18 protein-coding genes and 1 other annotated feature are annotated in these 20,371 nt (G+C 45.3%); of the genes, 1 reads left to right on the forward strand and 17 read right to left on the reverse strand.

Annotation, left to right across the window (positions count from 1 at the left end):
* Positions 1–55: 55 nt before the first annotated feature.
* The 3 genes from GC102_RS05675 to GC102_RS05685 form a co-directional block, all read right to left on the reverse strand.
* On the reverse strand, positions 56–2,617 hold the full coding sequence (locus tag GC102_RS05675; protein ID WP_246320726.1) for a DNA internalization-related competence protein ComEC/Rec2: 2,562 nt from the start codon (positions 2,615–2,617) through the stop codon (positions 56–58).
* Positions 2,618–3,217: 600 nt separating this feature from the next.
* Positions 3,218–3,730 (reverse strand): deoxycytidylate deaminase, encoded by a 513-nt coding sequence (locus GC102_RS05680; protein WP_047672253.1) that lies wholly within the window; start codon positions 3,728–3,730, stop codon positions 3,218–3,220.
* Positions 3,731–3,838: 108 nt separating this feature from the next.
* Positions 3,839–4,291, reverse strand: a complete 453-nt coding sequence (locus tag GC102_RS05685; RefSeq protein WP_246320727.1) for a ComEA family DNA-binding protein — start codon at positions 4,289–4,291, stop codon at positions 3,839–3,841.
* 334 nt (positions 4,292–4,625) lie between these two features.
* On the opposite strand from GC102_RS05685, the gene comER reads away from it, so the two are divergent.
* Positions 4,626–5,444, forward strand: coding sequence for a late competence protein ComER (gene comER, locus GC102_RS05690; protein WP_171688542.1), 819 nt, complete (start codon positions 4,626–4,628; stop codon positions 5,442–5,444).
* 35 nt (positions 5,445–5,479) lie between these two features.
* On the opposite strand, the gene leuS is transcribed toward comER, so the two are convergent.
* The 14 genes from leuS to GC102_RS05760 all read right to left on the reverse strand — a co-directional run bounded on the left by leuS (position 5,480) and on the right by GC102_RS05760 (position 19,811).
* On the reverse strand, positions 5,480–7,948 hold the full coding sequence (gene leuS, locus GC102_RS05695; RefSeq protein ID WP_171688543.1) for a leucine--tRNA ligase: 2,469 nt from the start codon (positions 7,946–7,948) through the stop codon (positions 5,480–5,482).
* A gap of 87 nt (positions 7,949–8,035) precedes the next feature.
* Positions 8,036–8,311 (reverse strand) — a binding site (T-box leader).
* Positions 8,312–8,379: 68 nt separating this feature from the next.
* Positions 8,380–9,138: a class I SAM-dependent DNA methyltransferase gene (locus GC102_RS05700; RefSeq protein WP_171688544.1), complete on the reverse strand. Its 759-nt coding sequence runs from the start codon at positions 9,136–9,138 to the stop codon at positions 8,380–8,382.
* A gap of 1 nt (position 9,139) precedes the next feature.
* The gene (locus GC102_RS05705; RefSeq protein ID WP_171688545.1) at positions 9,140–10,033 is read right to left on the reverse strand and encodes a CvfB family protein; all 894 of its coding nucleotides are present in this window, start codon (positions 10,031–10,033) and stop codon (positions 9,140–9,142) included.
* Positions 10,030–10,377, reverse strand: coding sequence for a ribosome silencing factor (rsfS, locus tag GC102_RS05710; RefSeq protein ID WP_060645306.1), 348 nt, complete (start codon positions 10,375–10,377; stop codon positions 10,030–10,032). Before rsfS ends, GC102_RS05705 begins: the two co-directional genes overlap by 4 nt.
* An 18-nt stretch (positions 10,378–10,395) precedes the next feature.
* The gene (gene yqeK, locus GC102_RS05715; protein ID WP_171688546.1) at positions 10,396–10,962 is read right to left on the reverse strand and encodes a bis(5'-nucleosyl)-tetraphosphatase (symmetrical) YqeK; all 567 of its coding nucleotides are present in this window, start codon (positions 10,960–10,962) and stop codon (positions 10,396–10,398) included.
* Complete coding sequence (locus tag GC102_RS05720; RefSeq protein WP_171688547.1) at positions 10,952–11,539, reverse strand: nicotinate-nucleotide adenylyltransferase; 588 nt, start codon at positions 11,537–11,539, stop codon at positions 10,952–10,954. The genes yqeK and GC102_RS05720 overlap by 11 nt, the downstream gene beginning before the upstream one ends.
* 12 nt (positions 11,540–11,551) lie before the next feature.
* On the reverse strand, positions 11,552–11,845 hold the full coding sequence (yhbY, locus tag GC102_RS05725) for a ribosome assembly RNA-binding protein YhbY (RefSeq protein ID WP_029193567.1): 294 nt from the start codon (positions 11,843–11,845) through the stop codon (positions 11,552–11,554).
* A 20-nt stretch (positions 11,846–11,865) separates the two neighbouring features.
* Entirely contained in the window at positions 11,866–12,729 is an 864-nt protein-coding gene (aroE, locus tag GC102_RS05730; RefSeq protein ID WP_171688548.1) for a shikimate dehydrogenase, read from the reverse strand.
* 17 nt (positions 12,730–12,746) lie between these two features.
* Complete coding sequence (gene yqeH / locus GC102_RS05735; protein ID WP_171643687.1) at positions 12,747–13,862, reverse strand: ribosome biogenesis GTPase YqeH; 1,116 nt, start codon at positions 13,860–13,862, stop codon at positions 12,747–12,749.
* 8 nt (positions 13,863–13,870) lie between these two features.
* Positions 13,871–14,365: a YqeG family HAD IIIA-type phosphatase gene (locus tag GC102_RS05740; RefSeq protein ID WP_171688549.1), complete on the reverse strand. Its 495-nt coding sequence runs from the start codon at positions 14,363–14,365 to the stop codon at positions 13,871–13,873.
* Between the two features lie 131 nt (positions 14,366–14,496).
* Positions 14,497–15,273, reverse strand: a complete 777-nt coding sequence (locus GC102_RS05745; RefSeq protein WP_171688550.1) for an alpha/beta hydrolase — start codon at positions 15,271–15,273, stop codon at positions 14,497–14,499.
* A gap of 60 nt (positions 15,274–15,333) precedes the next feature.
* Positions 15,334–17,568, reverse strand: coding sequence for a transglutaminase TgpA family protein (locus GC102_RS05750; RefSeq protein WP_171688551.1), 2,235 nt, complete (start codon positions 17,566–17,568; stop codon positions 15,334–15,336).
* On the reverse strand, positions 17,561–18,847 hold the full coding sequence (locus GC102_RS05755) for a DUF58 domain-containing protein (protein ID WP_171688552.1): 1,287 nt from the start codon (positions 18,845–18,847) through the stop codon (positions 17,561–17,563). The genes GC102_RS05750 and GC102_RS05755 overlap by 8 nt, the downstream gene beginning before the upstream one ends.
* 4 nt (positions 18,848–18,851) lie before the next feature.
* On the reverse strand, positions 18,852–19,811 hold the full coding sequence (locus GC102_RS05760) for an AAA family ATPase (RefSeq protein ID WP_171643682.1): 960 nt from the start codon (positions 19,809–19,811) through the stop codon (positions 18,852–18,854).
* Between the last annotated feature and the right edge of the window lie 560 nt (positions 19,812–20,371).

The following is a 20,371-nucleotide window of genomic DNA, read 5'->3' on the forward strand; positions in this document are numbered from 1 at the left end:
AGAACACAAAGATCAACAATCTAACAACTCTGGATAGAGGCCATTCAGATGTTAATTAATCCATTATTTTAACACGGGAGTAAATCCCTTCTTTGCGGACTTCAAGTTGCACTTCCCCCATTTGATCTGTTCGCAATACCTGCACCTCATTTTCATCTAAACGCCTTAATACATCAGGTGATGGGTGACCATAACTATTCATAGCTCCTACGGATATGACGGCCCAGGAAGGCTTCCAGAAGTCGAGCCACCCTGGTGTCGTCGATGTTTTGCTGCCATGATGAGCAATTTTCAGTACATCGACCTTGTGATTATGTTGTTCTTGATCAATTAACGAAGGATGTTCTTTTAAATAATCAACCACAACAGCTTCAGATTCTTTCTCCATATCCCCCGTAAATAACCAACGTGTTCCTTGCATCTCGAGTAAAAAAACAACGGACTGCGCATTCTGTTCTTTGACAATTTCGATGAGCCGATTATCTTTTTCCAAAGGATACAGGACCTGCAATCTGGTAAGTGGATCGATCTGAATCCAATTGCTTATGTTCGCAGGCAAAAGCGGCACTTTTCGCGTTAGCAGGGTATCAAATAATTTCTCTATGCTTGCCCCTGGCTTGAGCGTTCCATTAAAGAGAAACTGCTTGACGGGCATTTGCTCAATAACCGCCTGCAGACCGCCACTGTGATCCGCATCTTCATGTGTGAGAACGACGAGATCTAGTTGATGAACACCACGTTTCTTGAGCAGCGGAACGAGCAGCCTTTGACCAACTTCATAAGGATCCTTGCGAATTTTCCAAGCTTCACCAGGTTTCCTAAATGTAAGAGTCCCTCCACCATCAACTAGAATATGACGTCCATAAGGCGTCCGAATCAGAATAGCATCACCTTGACCAACGTCGATAAATTGAACGAGACCGGACCGGTTGAAGCGCTCAGGCGAATACCCCATCCAAAGCAATAGCAGGAAACCTCCTGTCGCACATACTAACCATTTCGATACGTTCACTTTCTTCTTGTCTTTGACACTTACCAAAATAATCGGAGGCTCATCTCCAGCTTCTTGAGACAAGCGCCGACATAATCCATAAATCAACATGAGAAAACCATAATAAAAGGCAATCCAGGGAAAGCTTGGCGACGGCCACACCATCTTAAACTGCTGTAGTTGTTGAAGCTTGTCTGTCATCCAGAAAATCACTTCGTTTAACCATGAAATAAGCAAACCAATGCTTTTTCCAGCAGGAACATAAACAATTCCCAGAACCAAAGCAATCAGGCCAGCGGGGAAAACAATCATGCTAATAACAGGAACCAAGATGGCGTTAGCTAGCCAAGACAATAAAGAAAACTGATTAAAATAATAAATAGATACAGGAAAGGATACCATTTGGGAAACAAGCGTAATGGAGGCCGTATTTCTTATAATAGAGGAAGAAATCCACGGAACGAATAAATCATTGACTCTTTGTACCCCAAGAATGAGACCAAGTGTAACCAGAAATGAAAGCTGAAAGCTGACATCCAGCAGGAAGTATGGATCCCATAGAAGCATGATCCATGCGACAATCGCCATAATATGCAAAACATCCTTAAAGAGCCCTCGCCGTGCTGCATAGAGGGCAATTATAGACATGAGTCCAGCCCGAACAATAGAGGGGGAAGCACCTGTCAGTAAGATATAGAATGGCAATAACCATATACAGATAAGCAAATAGGTCTCCTTTGCCAGCTTTAAACGGCGCATGATCCAAATACAAACACCAAGAAATACGGCAATATTCAAGCCGGAAATGGCCAAAATATGGGTCAAACCCAGCTCCGAAAATTGCTGGAAGCGCTCGGGATCGAGATCGTCCGTCTGCCCGATCAGCATGCTTTTCATGAACCCCGCCTGCGGCGCGGGGAAGATAAGGTCCATGCGCCTGCTGAGAGCGCCGCGCAGCTCGTCGTTCCAGCGCAGCAGCTGGACGACGCTTAAGCGCGCAGCCGCAGGCTCGACCTGCGCCTGATCCACCCCTTTGGCTGAAAGCAGCCAATGGGTGTGGTGAAGGCGCAGGTATCGGCGGTAGTCGAAGCCGCCGAAGTTACGGGCCGGGGACGGGCTGCGCAGCGTCCCGTGCAGCGTTAAGGCGTCGCCTCGGCGCCAGCCCGACGCCACCGCCTGCTGCTCCTGCTCAAGCAGGCGCAGCGAGACCTGCACGCTTTCCCCGCCTAGCGGGAAAGCTTCTGCACCCCGGAAGCGGATGGATTCCGCTTCCATCGTGAAGCTCGCCCTGTCGCCGTCGACGGTGACGGGGCTGGAGAATCGACCGAGCAGCGTGACCTCGCTGCCGTCCAGGGTCTGCTGCTGCGCTAGCGGCAGCAGTGCAGAGACGTTGCGCTGGTCGGTGCATTGGAAGTAGCCATAGGCTACTCCGACCAGCAACAAGGCGCACAGCGGCTGTCTGCCAGGCAGCCGCAGCGCATAGATGACGATAAGCGCGGCTAACAGCAGCGCGCTCGTCATCAGAGATAACCACCGCAGCTCGGTATAGAGCGCGAGCATATAGCCAGTTATCCACAGACAACACCCTATAACAACTGGTCGTTTCATTAGCATTTGCATATACATTTGCTCCCCCCTCCTCTTGAAAGTTATAAATCAAATTGTATTCATTTACATGAGTTCCGTAATTGTAATTGAAGGAACGATCTGTACATTGATCTTCATCATGAACTTCAACTTCATCATTCATCTTTCATCATCTCTTTCAACTTCAACTTAATCTTCAGCTTCCATCTTTCATCTTTCATCCTTCATCTTTCATCTTTCATCATTCTCCTTTCATCTTTCATCATTCTCCTTTCACTTTCATCATCATCGTCATCTTCATCTTCATCTGCGTCATTGGATTTTTTACAATGTTTTTCATACTCAGACTTCGAAAAACAGCTTCTATTGGAGTAATTCCAATAGAAGTCTCTTAAAAAGCCAACTTTCAAGGAAAATCATAAATTTCATTGGATTATTCCAGTGAAAGTACGATAACCCCCGTCAGAAAAGCCATTACACTGTATTTACTCCAATAAAAATGTAAGTACCGCACAGTTACCGCACCTTTTTATATCCATACTTTTTCCCAGCTGCACAACAAACAAAAAAACCTCTCCCCAGAGCAGCCAAAACGGCTGCTCTAGAAAAAGGTTCTTCCTCTTCCTTCAGTAGACATATTTAATTCACAACATCAGATACAGTGCCAGGTGGAGGTTCATATCCTTCCATTCTACGGAAAACAATACCTCTGTCCTCCATCAAATGGCTTACTTTTTCATGATCCTTAGGGTATCCGCGATGAAAAACGATTTCCATCACACCACTGTTGGCCAGCATATTCGCACATGTCCAGCAAGGCTGATCTGTAACATAGACAGTTGATCCTTCGCGATCTTCTCGATCCGTAAACAGCAGCAAATTTTGCTCTGCATGAATCGTTCTAATACATCGCTGTTTACGAATAACTTCCTCGGTATCATCCACCACTTTAAGCTCAATTTCTTCTACAAGCATGCAGCCTGCCTCAGTACAATCGGGTACACCCATAGGCGCACCATTGTAAGCTGTTCCAAGCAGCTTCTTCCCCTGAACCAACACTGCCCCCACATGCCGGCGGTTGCATCTTGATCGTGTTGATGCCATGTAAGCAATATCGAGGAAATAAGTATCCCAATCTTTACGGTTGCTCATAACGGATTGCTGACTCCTCCTTCCGAAGATCCCTGATTGGATCCTTTTTTTCATTTCTAGTATTCTCTCATATTTCCTAGCAAAATAAAAGAAAGGAAAGGACTATGGTCAAGTCACATAAAGAAATGCTTTCAACTTCTCAAGCATTTTCTCCCCAATGCCCTTCACCTCTATCAGCTCTTCAATCCGGCTAAATCGCCCCTTCTTCAATCGATAGTCCATTATAGCCTTTGCCTTGCTCTCTCCAATACCCGGTATCTCATCTAACTGCTCGAGCGTAGCGGAGTTAAGATCCAATCGACCTGAAGACTGCGCTGCTGACAAACTAGCTTCCGGTTTTTCAGTAGGTACAATAGTAGGCGCAGGAATTGCTGTTGAAATCGGTGCAGATGCAGGTATTTGTGTTGATCCAGGGATTGTTGCCTTTGGTTCTGCGTCTAAATTAGTTTTCGAATCTAATTTTCTTGTTAGTTTCGCTTCAGGTACCGGCTCCTCCTCTCCACTTTTTGAAATCATAGCCTGCATCTGAGTGTTCAGAGGCATAAAATCTGTCTGTATCATAGATCTGCCTCCACGAAGGAAAGGCCATACGACAAAAGCAAATAAACAGATCACTGCCATCACGAGCAGTATCCTTCCTCTTTTGTAACCAAAAAAATCCACGAATTCCCTCCTAAAAGTTTTGCCTTAGCAAAACTAACTTCGTAAGCATAAACTTTAGAGCTTTGCTTTAGCAAAACTAACTTCGTAAGCCTTAGCTTTAGAATAAGCTTTCCAAACATAATTGCTGACATATGAACATATACATGAAAAAGCATCTGAATGGCATTTATAACTGACCCCGTTCAATAAACTATGAAAGAAAGTGACTGATTTTTTCGGGAGGGATTACTGGATGAAAGCAGGATTCATCGGTACTGGGAGTATGGGAAGTATTCTGATTGAAGCATTCATTCATTCTGGAGCTTTCAATCCGGAGCAAATTATTGCGGGAAATCGAACAATTCGTAAAGTTGAGCTGCTAGCGGAGACATATCCTGGACTTCATGTTGCCGGGTCGAATAGAGAAGTCGTACTGGGGAGCGATCTCATCTTTCTATGTGTGAAGCCGTCTGAATTTAAGAATGTTATTGATGAAATCAAAGAGGACGTGCTTCCCTCTCAACTCATCGTGTCCATTACAAGCCCTGTCCTGCTCAAACATTTGGAAGGTCTTCTGCCGGCTAAAATCAGTAAAATTATTCCAAGTATCACGAACTACGTGTTAAGTGGTGCTACACTATGTATTCATGGGAATCGAATGCAGCCTGAGGACAAAGAATGGCTTGAGAACCTATTTGCGCATATTTCCTCACCAATTCGTGTATCCGAAAATTATACGCGGATCTCTTCCGACATATCCAGCTGCGGTCCCGCTTTTTTAGCCAAATTCCTGCAATCTTTTATTGATGCAGCTGTTGAGGCAACTGGTATTTCAATTGAGGAAGCTACCTTACTTGCAAGTGAAATGACGCTAGGCACAGGAAAGCTGCTTACGACCGGAGGATTCAACCCTGCTACCCTGCAAAAACGCGTATCTGTTCCCGGCGGAATAACAGCGGAAGGATTACGTATTTTGGACGACGAGCTTGCGGGAATATTCTCACGGGTCATTTGTGCTACACATGCCAAATATGAAGAAGACATTGAGAAGGCAGAGCTGCTGTTTACTTAGAAGCAGTAGCCTTCCCAAATTGCCAACTTCCCTTGCTATCCTACGACAATATTTACTAATTTACCTTTTACAACAATCAATTTGCGAACGGCCTTTCCGGCGGTCGCTTCTTTGACTTTATCGAGGTCAAATGCGATTTTCTCCATCGCTGCTTCATCTGTATCCTTGGAAATCAGCACACGATCAACAATTTTACCATTGACCTGTACAACAATCTCAATTTCGTTGTCGACTGTCCACGCTTCATCGTAGGTTGGCCACGGCTGATAGGTAATTGATTCTGTTCCGCCGAGCTTCTCCCAAAGTTCTTCAGCCAAATGCGGCGCAATTGGAGATAACATCTGAACGAAATTTTTCATCGCTTCAAGCGGTAAACGCTCTGTTTTATAGGCTTCGTTAACGAAAATCATCATTTGACTGATCGCTGTATTAAACCTAAGGGCTTCGAAATCCTCGGTTATTTTTTTGATCGTCCGGTGCCAAGTACGTTTAAACGCATCACTGCCCAATGTTTCGTCGGCGCTGATTTTAGTATTTATTTGACCATTCTCGTCAACAAACAGCCTCCACACACGATTCAAGTAACGATAGATTCCATCCACACCCGTTGTATTCCAAGGTTTGGTCGCTTCAAGTGGTCCCATGAACATTTCGTAAATACGCAGTGTGTCGGCCCCTTGATCGCTAACGATATCATCCGGATTTACAACGTTACCGCGAGATTTACTCATTTTCTCCATGTTCTCGCCAAGAATCATCCCTTGGTTTACAAGCTTATGGAAAGGCTCTTTGGTATGAACAAAACCAAGATCATAAAGCACCTTATGCCAGAAACGCGCATACAGCAAGTGAAGAACAGCATGTTCCGCTCCACCGATGTAAAGATCTACTGGCAGCCATTGCTGCTGAAGCTCATGCGAACAAAACTCTTTATCATTACGCGGATCGATAAAACGTAGATAGTACCAGCAACTACCTGCCCATTGTGGCATGGTATTCGTTTCACGGCGAGCTTTCATGCCGGTTTCCGGATCAATCGTGTTTACCCATTCGGATACGTTCGCAAGTGGTGATTCACCTGTACCTGATGGTTTAATTTCATCGACTTGTGGAAGCAAGAGTGGCAGTTGATCCACGGGAACAGGCTTCATCGTGCCATCTTCAAGATGAAGAATTGGAATCGGCTCTCCCCAATATCTTTGACGGCTGAAGAGCCAATCTCTCAAACGGTACGTTACTTTGCCGCGGCCCTTGCCATTCTCCGTAAGCCAAGCGATCATATGGCTGATCCCTTGTTCGATGTTCATGCCATTAATAGGACCGGAATTGACGTGTTCGCCATCCCCTGCGTAAGCTTCCTTCTCAACATCTCCACCTTGCACGACTTCGATAATCGGCAAATCAAACTGTTTAGCAAACTCCCAGTCACGTTGATCGTGTCCTGGAACAGCCATGATTGCACCCGTACCGTAACCGCCAAGCACGTAGTCAGCAATCCAAATTGGCACTTTCACGCCATTAACCGGATTGACAGCATACGCCCCTGTGAAAACACCTGTCTTGTCTTTTGCCAGATCCGTACGCTCGAGATCGCTTTTGCGGGAAGCCTTTTCTTGGTATTCCTTGATGGCAGCAGCTTGATTTTTCGTTGTAATTTGCTCTACAAGCTCATGCTCAGGTGCCAGAACGCAGTACGTAGCGCCAAACAATGTATCTGGACGAGTAGTGAAAACCGTCAGACTCTTCTCATCGTGTCCATCAATGGTAAATTGGACTTCTGCCCCTGTTGATTTACCAATCCAGTTGCGCTGCATATCTTTGATGCTTTCGGACCAATCCAGCTCCTCAAGATCTTCAAGTAGACGTTCAGCGTACTCGGTAATTTTCAGAATCCATTGACGCATCGGCTTACGAATAACGGGATGGTTACCGCGCTCGCTCAGACCATCAATTACTTCTTCATTAGCTAGTACTGTTCCCAGCGCTGGACACCAGTTTACGGGCACTTCATCCACATAAGCGAGCCCTTTATTGTACAGCTGGATGAAAATCCATTGTGTCCATTTGTAATACTCAGGATCTGTTGTACTGATTTCACGATCCCAATCGTACGAGAAGCCTAGTGATTTAATTTGACGACGGAATGTATCAATATTCTTCTTAGTGAATTCTCGCGGATCATTTCCCGTATCCAGTGCGTACTGTTCAGCAGGAAGTCCGAAAGCGTCCCATCCCATCGGATGAAGAACGTTAAAGCCTCTCATCCGTTTGAAACGTGAAACGATATCAGTTGCAGTATAGCCTTCCGGATGTCCTACATGCAGACCAGCTCCAGATGGGTACGGGAACATATCCAGCGCATAAAACTTCGGCTTATCCGAATTCTCAAGCACCTTAAACGTTTTCTTCTCATCCCAATAAGCCTGCCATTTCGGCTCAATGGCTTGTGGATTATAGCCTTGCTGCTCTTTTGTTTCTTTGGTTTCTTTAGTTTCCTGTGTCATGTGCAAAATCCTCCCTGTATACAGCCATCCTCATCATGATTCAAAGCGCTGTAAGCGCCAAAAAACCCCTCATCGCTAGCGGATATCGCTAGGGACGAGAGGTTAGATTCCCGTGGTACCACCCTAGTTAACACAAGACATTCTTTGCCTGTGTTCACTCTGCCCCTTAACGCGGGTGAGACGATCCAGCTAGCACCATATATAGGGATATTTGAGCGTAGCTCAAAGTCTCTCCGGTTTCCATGGTGATTCACCTTCTAGCTCCAAGGCGAGTTCACAAGACTGACATCTACCGGCTTCCACCCTACATCCGGCTCTCTGAAAGATGCTGTACAAGTTACTATTCCTCTTCTAAGCTTTAATCATCTAATTAGCTTTGATTATATGTAAAATAATGCTGCACTGTCAAGCCGCAAAGAACCTCACTGCCGTTATTTCTTTGCAATAAAGAAAGCTCGCTCCGTCATAGAGGTAGGTTGCTCCCAAGTAAAGTCTGCAGCCATATGCACCTCAGTGAAACCGACTGCAAGCAGCATTTCCTTAAGCCATTGTAAAGAATATGCCCTTTGCAGATGAGTTTCATCGATGCGTCGGAAAGTATCCTTTCCGCTATCTTTGACAAATATGGTCAACTCGTGCTCAATCTGCACTCTTTCATCATCCAACTCGCTTGTCCATATGTAAGCAACATCGTCTTCATTCAGGAAAAAGGGCTGAGAGTCTGCATAAGCGAACAACTGCTCAGGAGTATGCACATCGAAGAGAAAAAGACCGCCAGGCTTAAGCCCCTTGAAGGTTTGACGAAAAGCATCAACGATATCTTCTTCCTCTAGCAAATAGTTGAGACTATCACAGATCGAAAGCGCCACATCCACTTGTTCACCGAGGTCCCATTCACGCAGATCCTGTTGTACCCAATGAATGGCGCCGCCGCGCAGTTGACTTTTGTACTTTCCCGTTTTTTGCTCAGCGACTGCTAGCATGTCTTCAGATAAATCAATACCCGTCAGCTGGTAACCTTCCACGGCTAAAGGAATCGTTAAATTCCCAGTACCACAGCCCAGATCAACAATCGTAGATGGTTTCATGCCAAATCGATCGAAGCTTTCTTTAACGAAACGAAGCCAATCTTCATATGGCATGCTATTCATCAAGCGATCATAGGTGTACGCGAATTTTTCGTAACTCATGTTAGCCTTGAGTCTCCTCTTGCTTCAGATAGGTCCAATCATCTTCCTGATAAATGAGCCCGTCCTTCATAAGCTTGCCTAATGCGCGTTTGAAAGCTGCTTTGCTTAGGCCAAACCGATCCTTGATGACATCTGCTGACGTTTTATCCGAAAATGGCATCGCATTCCCTGGTCGTTCTTGGAGGACACTCAAAATGGCCTCTGCATCTTCATCGCGCCCTTTTTCCTTCGGGAGCCGCATCGACAGATTGACCCGTCCGTCCTCTTCACGAACGAATGCGACCCGTACTTCAATTAACTCACCTACACGCAGCAAGCGAGTTCGTTCCGGAGCAGCAATAAGTCCAATAACACCATAGCCAAGAACTCCGGCTTCACAAATAACAAAGGTACCAATTTGCAGCGGTCTGTAAACACGTGCTTTGACCCACTGATTACTCCAACTCGAGGGTGCACGAACGCAAAGAGGAGCTAGGTCCTCTTCCAGAGCCAGCTTAGCGATTAAACGTCCTTGCCGATCGTGAGCTAATGTGGCAAATACCTTATCTCCAACTTGAGGTCGCAGCTCCTCGAGCTCTGGTACATGTCGGTAAGGAAGTAATAAGTTGCGACCCAGTCCCATTTCCAGAAAATATCCAAATCTAGGGTGTATATCTACAACTTCCAGAAGTCCTACTTCGCCCATGAGAAGAAGCGGACGCTTCATTGTAGCCATCAATCGATCCTGCGTATCGTGGAACAAGAAAGCTTCAACATGCTCTCCAGGTTGTATTTTACCTACGATTTCTGCATAAGGCAGAAGAACATCCTGCTGGCCGTCAGTAAGGAAATAACCGTTAGGAGGAACCTCCCTCGCTACCTCTAGGGTAACAAGGGATCCTGCTTCCATTCTCATACGCGCTCCACAACTTTGGCATCGGACCAAAGTCTTTCGATATTATAATATTCACGATCATCGCGGTGGAAGACATGAAGAACAACATCCCCTAGATCAAGCAGAACCCATCTTGCTGTATCAATACCTTCGTAGCCTCTGATATTAACGCCATGCTCATGTGCTTTTTTTCTAGCTTCGCCGGCAATTGCTTGCACTTGCGTTTCTGAATTCCCGTGACAAATAACGAAATAGTCGGCGATTAGGGATACGCCTTTCAAGTTCAGGGTTACAACATCTGCCGCTTTTTTATCTTCAGCAGCCTCAACAACAAAAGCCAAAACTTCTTCTGGGTTTTTACTCATTCAATCATCCTCCAAGGTTCATGTGTTTATTTGTGTAATCAAATCGTTCCGAGTCAAAATAGTAAGCGGATAAATCCGTTTGCCTTTGGTAATTAAAAAGCTAATCGTAGAATCAAAACCGGCGACTAGCGCCTTCTCTAGGCTTCGCTCAGCGAGTTCGCGAATGAGATCAACACTTGGAAAATCACGTCCAGGCTCCATATAATCCGCTAAGCATACGATTTTGTCCATTAATGTCATCTGAACACGACCGGAGGTGTGATACCGAATTGCATCTAGTATCTCCTCATCATGGATGCCAAATTGCTCCTTAGCGATATAAGCTCCAGCATGGGAGTGCCACAGCTCCTTATCATAGTCCAGTAAGTCTTGGGGCAATCCATTCTCGCGGATAATCTTAGCTTGCTCCTGAACGGGCCAATACTTGCAATAATCGTGCAAAATGGCCGCAAGGTCGGCTTTGACTGGGTCTCCACCAAAGCGTTTAGCTAAAGTAACGCTAGTTTCCATGACACCGAGTGTATGCAGCCAGCGGCGTTCAGGCATTTGTTCCTTTACCGCCGATATCAGTTCTTCACGATTCATACAACCGGTTCACCTCCATGTAACTATTCACCGAGTCTGGGACAAGGTAACGGACTGAACCGTTTCTTTGCCTTTCATTACGAATAGCTGTTGACGAAATTTCAACAAGCGGCATGGGTACAATCGTAACTCGATTACGAATGTTAATAGGCATATGCGTTAAGTCAAGTTCATAGCCAGGTCGAGCTAATCCAATAAAACGAATATGCCGCACGATGTCATCAATGCGATGCCACTGCGGCAAATATTGAACCATATCAGCACCTACAATATAAGCAAATTCCGTACCTGGATATTCTTTGCATAGCAGCTCAATCGTATCGATACTATAAGATACGCCGCCCTTGGTGATTTCGATATCAACTGGACGAAAAAAAGGATTGCCTTCCGCTGCAAGGCAAACCATCTCCCAGCGCTGCTCCGTCGTCGCTTTTGGCGCATTTGGCTTATGCGGCGGCACATTTGCCGGCATCAACCACACTTCGGCGAGATCTGCTTCCACCCTCGCTCTCTCCGCCGCGATCAAATGACCGCTATGGATAGGATCGAAGGTGCCACCCATTATTCCGACAAGCATACTTCCACCTCTTTAGCGCGGCAGTTCAATCTTCTTCTTGTCACGCGATTCTTTGTAAAGCACGACGATTTTACCGATAACCTGCACGAGCTCTGCGCCAGACTTTTCGGATAATTCAGTGCCGACCTCGTCGCGGTCTTCTCCACTGTTGTTGAGTACAGTAATTTTAATCAGTTCACGAACTTCCAAAGCTTCTTGAATGTGACGTATTAAATGATCGTTCACGCCGCCTTTACCTACTTGGAAGATTGGATCTAAATGGTGCGCCATTGAGCGCAAATAACGTTTCTGTTTGCCTGTTAACATGGATGTCCCTCTATTCATTCTTATTCAGCTAACGACTGTTCTACCACCTGTCTCATCGCCGCAACGGGCGCAGGGGTGCCAGTCCAATATTCAAAGGCAAAAGCACCTTGATAAATAAACATACCGAGTCCGCCATGTATGCGGGCTCCTCTTGCTTCCGCTTCACGAAGAAATCTTGTAATTCGCGGATTATAAATGAGATCACTAACCAGATGATGCGAACGTAGGAGTTCAAGCGGTAACGGAAGTTCTTCAACATGTGGATGCATGCCGGCCGAAGTTGTATTCAGAACGAACTGGACCTCATCGACAACATGTCCTAGCTCATCCATGCCAAGTCCAATTGCTTCGGTGTAGCTACTAATCGTGTCGGCAAGCTCCAAGGCGCGTTCTTTGGTACGATTCGCGATGTAGATACGGCCTGCTCCCTCTTTGGCAAGCGCATAGGCAACGCCTCTCGCAGCTCCACCAGCCCCAAGGAGAAGAACACTTTTCCCTTTCAGTTCAATACCCGTTTCTTCCTTGAGCGACCGCACATAACCAATACCGTCCGTATTGTAACCGATAAGCTTGCCAGCTTCATTAACGATGGTATTCACCGCCCCAACGATGCGAGCCCCTTCATCGATTTCATCTAAGTACTGCATAACTTCCACTTTATGCGGAATCGTTACGTTGATACCTCGATATCCTAATGCCCGTATCCCGCGAACAGCATCGCCAAGTTCATCAGGACGAACGTGGAAAGCAGCGTAAACTGCATTAATACCTGCTTCTTGAAAAGCCCGATTCAACATAATCGGGGAACGGGAATGCCGTATCGGATCTCCAAAAACCCCGTATAGAATGGTATGACTGTCAATCGTCGTCATCAGTTTCTCCATGTTCTCCTCTTGTCCCCCTAAATCAACGACTCACGCGTGATAACCTTAATCCCCTTCGGCGCATGAACGGCAAGCTGTGCTCCAGCTAAGCTGTTCACTTTAATCCAGCCTAAACCAGAGATCAACACATCCATCTGTTTCCCCTTCGGAATGTGCAGCGGATGCTTCACAAGCTTAGGCAGCTCGTCCAAGTCCGCTAGATTAGGTGGAGCAAGCATGACACCTTTATGTTCTTCATACAAATCATCAGCCTTTTCTAGCTTTGTACGATGAATTTGAATGGCGTTGGACGTGTAGCAAGTGAACGATTGATGATCACCACTAATAAAATCAAATCGAGCTAAGGCGCCAAAAAATAACGTTTGCGCTTCATTTAATTGAAACACCATCGGCTTAAGCGGTTTGTCAGGCATGATTCTAGTTAAATCACGCTTTTTCACAACTTCAGTTAATCGATGAGTGTGCACGATTCCTGGTGTATCCACAATAAACCGACCATCATCCAATGGGATTTTGACCAGATCCAGCGTCGTACCCGGGTACTGTGACGTCGTAAGCTCCGACTCTAGATCACTATAATCACTGATTAAGCGGTTAATGAGCGTCGATTTACCGACATTCGTTGCACCGACCACATAGACATCCATGTTGCCGCGATATTCCTGCACAGCTGTAATAACACGATCGAAACCAATGTTTTTCTTCGCACTGCAAAGGATGATATCAACAACCTTGAGGTTCTCCTCTTTGGCTCTACGCTGTACCCAGTTAATGATTTTGTTTGCGTTCGTCACTTTTGGCAGCAAATCGATCTTGTTTACGACTAACAGAACAGGATTCGTACCTACAAAGCGTGCAAGACCGCTAATCATACTGCCTTCAAAGTCAAAAATATCTACGATTTTCACAACCAGAGCTTTCGTTTGGCCGACATGTCCTAGTAATTTAAGGAAGTCGTCCTGCTGCAGTGTGATACTCGAAGATTCATTATAATGCTTAATGCGATAGCAGCGTTGACAAATAACCGGTTCCTTCTGCATCGCTTCAGCTGGGATAAAGCCCAGCTTACCCTTTTCTTCCGTTTGCAGCAATACGCCGCAACCCGCACAATGATTAATCGTTTCTGTACTCATGAATCCTCCTATTTCTTCATCCTCGCTAAAGCCCATTTCTCAATACAGCGATTGATTTTCGTGAAAAAACCCTCATCCTTAATTGAAATGGGTTGAACTAGGATCGTGTATAGCCCCATCCGATTGCCACCAAGCACGTCTGTTAACATTTGATCACCAATGACAGCTGTTTGTCTGGCATTCGTACCAAGCAGCTTCATGGCTCTGTGGAATGAAACGTTCGTTGGTTTCTTTGCTCGGTGAATGAAAGGAATGCCAAGCGGCTCCGCAAAGGCTGAAACCCGTCCATGATTATTATTGGACACGATGACGACCTTGAAGCCCATTTTTTGCAAACGATTCAACCACTCTATTAACTCCGGAGTCGCATGCGGATCTCGTGCGCCTACGAGTGTATTATCGAGATCTGTTATAATACCACGAACACCAAATCCCCATAGGTGATTGGCATCAATATCATAGATCGTATGTACAGATTGTCTGGGCACTAGCTTATTCAGCAAACAAATTACCTCCAACTGCTTTCTCGAAAAGCAGAGAGACTTTGAACTTTCGTCCAAAGATCCCTATATTATATACGTGACTATACCATAGTGATCCACTTGTTGCAAAAAGAAAAGAACATATTTTCCCACTAGGGACGGGCCGGAAGCGGCAACCAGTTCAATACGTTTTGAATTTTACGATCCCAATAGCCCCACTCATGTTCGCCTGGCTCTTCTTCATAGGTCAGATCCATGCCCAATTCGCGGCAATAATCTCGGAATCGAATATTATCTTCATAAAGGAAGTCTTCCGTACCGCAGCATTGATAGAGCATAGGGGATTGTCTAGTCGAGCCTGACAGCTGGTCAGCCAAATAAAACAAATCATTCCCGCTCCCTTTAATCTTGGACACATCATCATAAATCAGTTTGAAATCGTCAGGAAAATTCAATGCTCTGTCCGATATATCTAATGCCCCTGATAAGCTTGCCGCTGCTGCAAACCGATCTGGATGTGAAAGTGCCAGTTTCATCGCGCCATAGCCACCCATGGACAGGCCTGCCACATAATTCAATTCTCTATCCTCAGCTAGAGGGAAAAATGATCGTGCTAAAGCAGGTAATTCTTCACTAATAAACGTCCAGTATTTCGGCCCCGATGCCATGTCAGTGTAAAAGCTTCGATTGACAGCAGGCATGACTACCGCAATCCCTAACTTCGAAGCATACCGTTCAATCGAGGTTCTTCGCATCCAAATCGTATGATCATCAGATAAGCCATGCAGTAGATATAGCGTAGGATGCTTAACCCCATAAACCGCGGATGCTAACCCGATTTGATTTTGAGCAGCTTGCGGCAAAATGACGTACATGGATGCTGAAACACCAAGGGAATCTGAATAAAAATGACAGTCGATAAAAGCCATAAATAATAATCTCCTCTCATAGGAAAACCACCCCCTCGAAAGGTGAGTGGCTTCATTGTCCTATTTCATTTGTTCTTTTAATCGAATTATAGATTGACTAACGGTTTGGTAGTCGACTTCAGTGGAATTCTCCTGACTGTACTTCGCGCGTTCAAACAGTTCGAGCACCGTTTCCAGCTCCTTTTTCATCCACTTACTTTGGTTCGACCATCTTGTCGTCGCTTCTCGCATGGTTTCGTACTCATGTCTCGTGTAGCCCTTACGACGGCTTAGCCGCAGCAGTTTTTCGAATTCAACGATAATTTTTTGATTAAAATTAACGGCTTGCCTTTTCTTCATGCGGGTTCGCCATGCTCTCCAATTGTCGCTTTTCAAGATAAAGAATACAACAACTGCAATACCAGCGGCAGCTGCTACACCGCTTAATGTCAACCACAACCATGTAAGACTCGGAGCCTCTTTTGTTTCTTCTGGCAAAGTAACAGGATCACTTTCCGTTGAAAGATCAACGGGTGGAGGTGTTTGCTCTGGGAACACATTCGGCAGTTTGAAGCCTGAGGTCGGTTCAAAAGGTATCCAGCCAAAGCCTTCAAAATACACTTCAACCCACGAGTGAGCGTCTGAATTTCTAACGGTATAGGTACCTGCTCCATCCGCATCGATTTCAGCACCCAGTTGACTCAAAATGCCTAAATCCCTAATTTCCGCAGGAATCGGCGAAGTGCCCGAAGAATAACCTTTCACCCAACGAGTTGGAAGCCCAATAGAACGGGTGAGTACAGCCATAGCTGATGAGTAATAATCACAATACCCTTGCTTCACTTCAAATAAGAAGCGGTCTACGAAATCTTTGCTCTTGCCCTTACTTTCATCTGGCGTATTCGTATACGGAAAATGATCTGATAAATACTTCTCGATAGACTTCGCCTTGTCATAAGGATTCGTCGCTGCTTTAGTAATCTCAACAGCCAGCTGCTTCACTCGTTCAGGAAGGTCGGCAGGCACTTGTAGATACTCCGCCCATTCCAGTTGATTGGTATAGTCTGATTTGACTTCTCGCAATAACGCTTCTTCCAGTATAGGCTCCTGGGTAACAATTGTATAATCTTTAGGGTAATTATTTCTTCCTATATAGCGAAGCTCAGATTGACGTGGAGACCATATCAGACGTTGAAACGGGTTCTCACCTTTATTCACTTCCACAATTTTCTGGATGGCGAATCCCCCGAACAAGACGGGAAATGCTTCCTCTCTATCCATGACAACCGTTTGTGTCACTTCTTTGGTTTTCAAAAGTGACAGATCAAATCGCGGTTCTAGCGGCAGCGGATTACCGTTCACACGATAGACTGGCAATTTACGCTCTACGGGGCTAAGCTCCCAGCCTTTTCCGTTATATAACGATCTCGTTTCGCCTCGGAAATAGGTTCTCTTACTCGTTTCAACAGTCATAACCGGCGTGTAATCATAACGAAAACCGCCGCCAAGTCGGCTGTCATCCCGACTATAGCCGGAAGAAGCATCGGCGTTCGTAGATGATGTGATACTGACTCCTTTTCCAAGTAGAGGGACAGATTCACCACGGCTTACTTTCCAAGCTGTGTAAGGATCCGTTAATATCGGATTCACAGTTGGCGCTAGTAGACCAACTAGAAAAGTGACACCGACAATCAATAGAACTGGAACAATGAGGGTTGACGGGTAATCCGTAATCGTTTCCCAAATGACCGGAGCCCGTCTCTTCAGTTGACTAAAATGCTGCACCATCAATAGTGAGAATCCGCAAAATATGACCATAGCTACTTGCGGCCACAAAAAGATCATACTAAAGGAATCACGCATAGCAAAAAATAAGATACTGACAAAAATTAGGACAAATACACGCAGTCTTGATTGGACAGACCACATCGCAAACAAATAAGTAGTCCATGCAGTTAAACTAAACCAAATGTACGGCTCCAGCTGCCCTGCATTCAGAGCAATCCATTTCACTGCATCATTCCATGCCGTCACATTTACCGCAACAAAATGATAGCTCATACCAATTCCGTGCAGCCATATAATCAAACCGAATTGAATCAAGGAACGCCAACCGCGATGTAAATGCGGTATAAGGTAAGTAACCGCTACAATTAAGAGCGTTCCCGTCACAAAGGCGACCGTTTCAGGCAACCAAAGTCCATCTTCTTTCATGATCCAGATAACAAATTGATAAAGGAAAATACCAGTAAGAATTGCGGTTACTCGCTGTGACCAATCTGTCAGTAAAATCCTTTTCCATAGTACGTTAGGCATAACGTTTCGCCCCTCCCAACAGGTTAGGCAAGTCCGTCAACTGACTAACCTCATAACCCATATAGCCTTGTGAGCGAATCGCCTTTATCCAATCCTCCTGATTGCCTTCAATGTCCACCCCTTGCGGTTTAAATGCATGGTTGGACTTCGCATGAACCCAGATATGGCATGGATTCATCTGGAGATGTTCCAGGTGATGAATTACCTGTATCATCGCTGAGCCCTTTTGCGGAGAAATAAGTACAAAGAAGCAGCCTGCTGGCCATTCCCGCGAGCGTTCTTTGATGATTTGGTGAAGTGAGTGGTAACCATCTGCCTCTACCCCGACCAAATGCTGTACGATTTGCTTGTGATGATTTTGGCTTTGCTTCGGTTCAAAATACGTGGATTCCTTCCCAATCGAAAGTAACCCCAGTGCTAAGTCACGACTCGCTCCATAGCGAAATAAGGAAGCTGCAACAGATACCGCCAGTTCAAATTCGGCAGCGTCCCGATAGGCACGGGCATTCCGATCCAATAATATAATCGTCTTGGGAAGGGATTCTCGCTCGAATTCTTTGGATTTCCATGTACCTGTCTTCGCAGTGGCATTCCAATGTATACGTGATAAGCGGTCTCCATAAATATATTCACGGACACCATTGATTTGCGTCGTTTCACGATGTGCTCGTGTCGTTGTGGAGTGATGCTGCATGCCTTTAAGCATTTGGTGAAATTGCGCCCATTCCCGAATAGCAACCGTTTGTGGATACACAGTAATCGGCTGCTGAAGCTCTAAACGGCCCTTATGCTGAAAGAAGCCAAAAATATCCTCGGTTAAACACTCCGTTTCACCAAACCGATAATACCCTCTTCTTAATGGTGGAGTACTGTAAAGTAATTCGCCTCTACGTTTCCAATCTGGAACAATGGAGCCTTCGAACGTGGTCTCTTCCCCATTCTGTCGAATAAGCTGATCTTTAATCATCATATAAGGAATAGGCCAGAACCCCGGAATCTGCACGCCAATACCAATCTGCAACGATTGCCCAGCTTCTATTTGCGTTTCTTGCCCTACATTCGCAAGCTTGCGTGTACCTTGCGCACGTTTAATTCCACTCCAGTTGCCAGAGAGTAAATAGGCAGACAATAACGTGATAATAATAAAAAGCATAGAGGCCAGCTTCCCGCCTTGAAACAACAGGAACAATAAACTAGCTGTGAAACAAGAAATAAGAAGCCATAGAGCTGCCGGAAACCGGGGGATTTCCCCGAATCGTTTGAATACCGGTCGATTCATAGGCTCACTTCTCCAATCGAACCGGCACGCGTACTTGCTCGAAAATCGCGCCGAGAACTGAGGAAACCGTCGCTCCGTCCATACGGGCTTCGGAATGAAGAATCATTCGATGACCAAGAACGTAAGGAGCAAGGTATTTAATATCATCAGGAATCACATAGTCTCTTCCATGGAGGAATGCAAAAGATTTGGAAGCTAAAACTAATGAAAGTGTTGCTCTTGGACTAGCTCCGAGGAATACAGCCTGATGTTCACGTGTTTTTCTTGTAATGGTCACTAAATAATCAGCTACTGCTTCATCCAAGTGGACATGACGGACCTGTTCCTGGATGGCTAGTACTTGAGACGTATCCATGATCGCCTGCAGCGCCTCCATCGGATGCACTTTGCTTTGGGATGTAATCATCTGCTTCTCGGCGGCTTCACTCGGATAACCTAGACTAAGCTTCATCATGAATCGGTCAAGCTGCGCTTCGGGCAAAATATATGTACCTTCGAAGTCAATTGGATTCTGGGTCGCAAGCATCATAAATGGGGAAGGAAGCTCGTGTATATCACCATCGACGGTGATATGTTGTTCTTCCATTGCTTCCAGCAAAGCAGACTGTGTTTTGGTTGTTGCCCGATTAATTTCATCGACAAGTAAAATGTTCGTCATTATCGGTCCTGAACGGAACAAGAACTTCTCTTCTTTGGGATGATATATTGAAACACCTGTTATATCGGAAGGTAATAAGTCCGGATTACATTGAATGCGGCGAAATTGACCATCTATGGATCGAGCAAGCGCTTTAATCAGCACTGTCTTGCCTGTACCTGGCACATCTTCAAGCAAAACATGCCCACCGGCCAGCATCGCAGTTAGCAACAATTCAATCTCAGAGCTCTTGCCAAGAATGCATGATTCCAAATTCGCTTTCAACCTAGCTAGAGCTTCTACATGATGATGGGTGGCAGTTTCCATGTGTGATCCTCCTTAGAGTTTTGCTCAGCAAAACTTTCTTCGAAAGCGCTACTGAGTTTTCGTAAGAAAACTTACGTCGTAAGCAGTTGCTGAGTTTTCAGAAGATTTACGACTTAAGTATTAGCTGCATTTTTTTTGGCAAATTGCGTTTGTGCTGCCATTTAGGGTGAAAATACTTCCATAAGTCCGTATTCCTCAAAAATGATAGGAAAATGAGCGTAAATCTAGTTTACAGTAAAGTTTTTCGTCCGTATACTTGTAAATCCTCTAAATTTATTTGTTAAATTTAACCATCCATAGCGGTATACGATGAGAAGCAAAAAAAGAGATCCACAGCAACGTGCTGTGGATCCTAATTTAATATATTACCTATTACTGCGAATCATATTGCAAAAGTCATAGTAATAATAACCAACAAAATAAAGAGAACCAACACTGCTGCTGAACTACTTGCTCCTGCTGCGTATCCCATAATTTAGTCACTCCTTTCAAGTGATTCAGTCTCGGTACTACCAAAAGAAAAACGGAGACCTGCGGAAGAAAAATGGGGACTCCTCAAT

Source organism: Paenibacillus germinis (assembly GCF_013141785.1).
GTDB classification, from domain to species: Bacteria; Bacillota; Bacilli; order Paenibacillales; family NBRC-103111; genus Paenibacillus_E; species Paenibacillus_E phytorum.

What these genes read in the sequence shown, in the direction of transcription:
- GC102_RS05675 (WP_246320726.1), bottom strand. Translation starts at nt 2,617, where the DNA reads ATGTATATGCAAATGCTAATGAAACGACCAGTTGTTATAGGGTGTTGT.
- GC102_RS05680 (WP_047672253.1), bottom strand. Translation starts at nt 3,730, where the DNA reads ATGAGCAACCGTAAAGATTGGGATACTTATTTCCTCGATATTGCTTAC.
- GC102_RS05685 (WP_246320727.1), bottom strand. Translation starts at nt 4,291, where the DNA reads ATGATACAGACAGATTTTATGCCTCTGAACACTCAGATGCAGGCTATG.
- comER (WP_171688542.1), top strand. Translation starts at nt 4,626, where the DNA reads ATGAAAGCAGGATTCATCGGTACTGGGAGTATGGGAAGTATTCTGATT.
- leuS (WP_171688543.1), bottom strand. Translation starts at nt 7,948, where the DNA reads ATGACACAGGAAACTAAAGAAACCAAAGAAACAAAAGAGCAGCAAGGC.
- GC102_RS05700 (WP_171688544.1), bottom strand. Translation starts at nt 9,138, where the DNA reads ATGAGTTACGAAAAATTCGCGTACACCTATGATCGCTTGATGAATAGC.
- GC102_RS05705 (WP_171688545.1), bottom strand. Translation starts at nt 10,033, where the DNA reads ATGAGAATGGAAGCAGGATCCCTTGTTACCCTAGAGGTAGCGAGGGAG.
- rsfS (WP_060645306.1), bottom strand. Translation starts at nt 10,377, where the DNA reads ATGAGTAAAAACCCAGAAGAAGTTTTGGCTTTTGTTGTTGAGGCTGCT.
- yqeK (WP_171688546.1), bottom strand. Translation starts at nt 10,962, where the DNA reads ATGAATCGTGAAGAACTGATATCGGCGGTAAAGGAACAAATGCCTGAA.
- GC102_RS05720 (WP_171688547.1), bottom strand. Translation starts at nt 11,539, where the DNA reads ATGCTTGTCGGAATAATGGGTGGCACCTTCGATCCTATCCATAGCGGT.
- yhbY (WP_029193567.1), bottom strand. Translation starts at nt 11,845, where the DNA reads ATGTTAACAGGCAAACAGAAACGTTATTTGCGCTCAATGGCGCACCAT.
- aroE (WP_171688548.1), bottom strand. Translation starts at nt 12,729, where the DNA reads ATGGAGAAACTGATGACGACGATTGACAGTCATACCATTCTATACGGG.
- yqeH (WP_171643687.1), bottom strand. Translation starts at nt 13,862, where the DNA reads ATGAGTACAGAAACGATTAATCATTGTGCGGGTTGCGGCGTATTGCTG.
- GC102_RS05745 (WP_171688550.1), bottom strand. Translation starts at nt 15,273, where the DNA reads ATGGCTTTTATCGACTGTCATTTTTATTCAGATTCCCTTGGTGTTTCA.
- GC102_RS05750 (WP_171688551.1), bottom strand. Translation starts at nt 17,568, where the DNA reads ATGCCTAACGTACTATGGAAAAGGATTTTACTGACAGATTGGTCACAG.
- GC102_RS05755 (WP_171688552.1), bottom strand. Translation starts at nt 18,847, where the DNA reads ATGAATCGACCGGTATTCAAACGATTCGGGGAAATCCCCCGGTTTCCG.
- GC102_RS05760 (WP_171643682.1), bottom strand. Translation starts at nt 19,811, where the DNA reads ATGGAAACTGCCACCCATCATCATGTAGAAGCTCTAGCTAGGTTGAAA.